Source organism: Natrinema limicola JCM 13563 (assembly GCF_000337475.1).
Taxonomy (GTDB): domain Archaea; phylum Halobacteriota; class Halobacteria; order Halobacteriales; family Natrialbaceae; genus Natrinema; species Natrinema limicola.
The window spans coordinates 1-1,412 of record NZ_AOIT01000088.1 but is presented as its reverse complement, the minus strand read 5'-3'; the positions used below and the strand labels follow the sequence as shown (position 1 = coordinate 1,412).

At 57.3% G+C, this 1,412-nt stretch carries 2 protein-coding genes; both read right to left on the bottom strand.

Annotation, left to right across the window (positions count from 1 at the left end; all coding sequences use genetic code 11):
* Positions 1-251 precede the first annotated feature (251 nt).
* Positions 252-1,103, bottom strand: coding sequence for an MBL fold metallo-hydrolase (locus C476_RS17175; RefSeq protein WP_008015317.1), 852 nt, complete (start codon positions 1,101-1,103; stop codon positions 252-254).
* 75 nt (positions 1,104-1,178) lie between these two features.
* The coding region (locus tag C476_RS17170) for a helix-turn-helix domain-containing protein (RefSeq protein WP_008015316.1) at positions 1,179-1,412 on the bottom strand (234 nt) is incomplete at its 5' end.

Here is a 1,412-nt window from a genome sequence, read left to right as displayed (position 1 = left end):
TTATTTTGTCGAACGGTTTGGCGAGTTCTGGGTTCGGAGAGTGCTACTCCACCAGCACAAGTCGAGATTCCGGCTGGTGAAGACGGAGAAAAGATACTGGATGCGTTCCGTCAGCTACGTGAGAAACTTGGATATGAATATGACATTGAGACTTCTTCGGATTAGAACGCCACACTGGTGCCGAAGGAAGCACTGCCGTGTCGCTCTCAAAAAGACGTGACTCGACGCACACGTTAGGGAATTCTCTCGCCTTACAAGCTGATCTGCTTCCCATCTTCAGGAACGTGAACCCTCTCTGTCGCCGACCGCAACTCGTCACGAGTGAGCAAACAGTGGTTAATCGCTTCCATATGAACAACGACAACCGTGGCATCGGTAGTGTCGCGGACGGCGGAGATATCCTCGATACCCATCGTGATGGGGTCGCCCTGCTCGAACTGTGCTTCGCCGCCATTGAGGACGATCATATCCGGATCGAATCGATCAAGCGTTTTTTCGACCGGCTCGTACCAGATCGTATCGCCTGCGACGTATATCGTCTCGTCGGCCTCGAATACGAATCCTGAAACGGGACCCATCCCCTCTGCTAACTCTCCGTGCCCGTGGCGACCGGGCGTCCGGTGAATGGTGATGTCCCCGAACGAGGTTTTGTCGTCGACGGGCCGGACNCCCTCTGCTAACTCTCCGTGCCCGTGGCGACCGGGCGTCCGGTGAATGGTGATGTCCCCGAACGAGGTTTTGTCGTCGACGGGCCGGACATCAGTGAAGCCCTCATCGGTAAAGGCGTCCGCCTCTTCGGGCTGACAGAACAGTGGCACGTCGGCGTCGAGTTCCTCTTTGGCTGCCTCGTCCCAGTGGTCGGGATGGCGGTGCGTGACAACCACGGCGTCGTACGACAGGTCGATGTCGGGCAGCGGGACGAGCGGATTCCGATCCTGATTCGCCGTGGTGAGGAAGTCCGGAACCACCGGGTTGTCTGTAATGGTCGGCATCTCACCCTGCGGCGTGAACATCGGGTCCACAAGGAACGTCGTATCACCAACATCTGCGAGGATGGTCGCGTTGCGAATCAACTGAACGCTGGCATTAGTCGTCGTTGCCATACCCGAATCTACAGGAGCCATTGGGGAGGGATTTACTTCGGCATATTCCAACCCATGCGCGTTCGACCTGCTCGCTCACTGGATAAACTCGACATCTTCTAGATCGAGATCCACATCAAGATCGGCACCGAGTGAATCGGCAGCAAACTGCTGTGCCAGCCACGCTTCAGCCCGGTTGAGACGGTACTGGAACGTGGACCTCGATACGCCGACGTCTTCGGCGATTTCAGTGACTGACTGCTGCCGTGGCTCCTCGTAGTACCCGCGCTCGATAGCCGCCTCGAGTGCCGCCTTCTGTTCGGGTGTGAG